The following is a 377-nucleotide window of genomic DNA, read 5'->3' as shown; positions in this document are numbered from 1 at the left end:
TCAATATTATCTTGTTGAGCAAAAGAGTATAACAAGCTTTTTTCGCCTCCAAACATACGTGAAAGGGCTGAGGCACCATAGTGTGAAAAGCCCTTCACCGCAAAGAACGGTAGGAGTACGAGGAGTTGAAACAGCTGAGAGTTTCTCAACTGACAATTCTCACGCTTTACACCTCCAAAGGATTTGTCATTGAAGCGAAAGCTTTCAAAGAGACTCACGACTGCCTCTATAACAGAAGAATAGCACTTTTTAGATAAAACGCTTCGAATTTCTGAGGGAATATGGGTAAATTTGCTCATAGCTTTGAGGTTTGAGTTTTACTTCCTTAATAATATGTAATATACTCATTTTCTGTGATATACAGAAGCCTCAAAGCT

Annotated in this window: 1 protein-coding gene; it reads right to left on the bottom strand. The window is 38.7% G+C overall.

The annotated features are described in order from the left end of the window. Positions 1–299, bottom strand: a 299-nt coding sequence (locus IX315_RS09670) for a hypothetical protein (RefSeq protein ID WP_211835410.1), incomplete at its 3' end; no start/stop codon positions are given. Between the last annotated feature and the right edge of the window lie 78 nt (positions 300–377).

The organism is Porphyromonas levii (genome assembly GCF_018206105.1).
Taxonomy (GTDB): domain Bacteria; phylum Bacteroidota; class Bacteroidia; order Bacteroidales; family Porphyromonadaceae; genus Porphyromonas_A; species Porphyromonas_A levii.
Note: the sequence above shows the minus strand (reverse complement) of the source record. Positions and strands in the feature narration are given on the sequence as shown.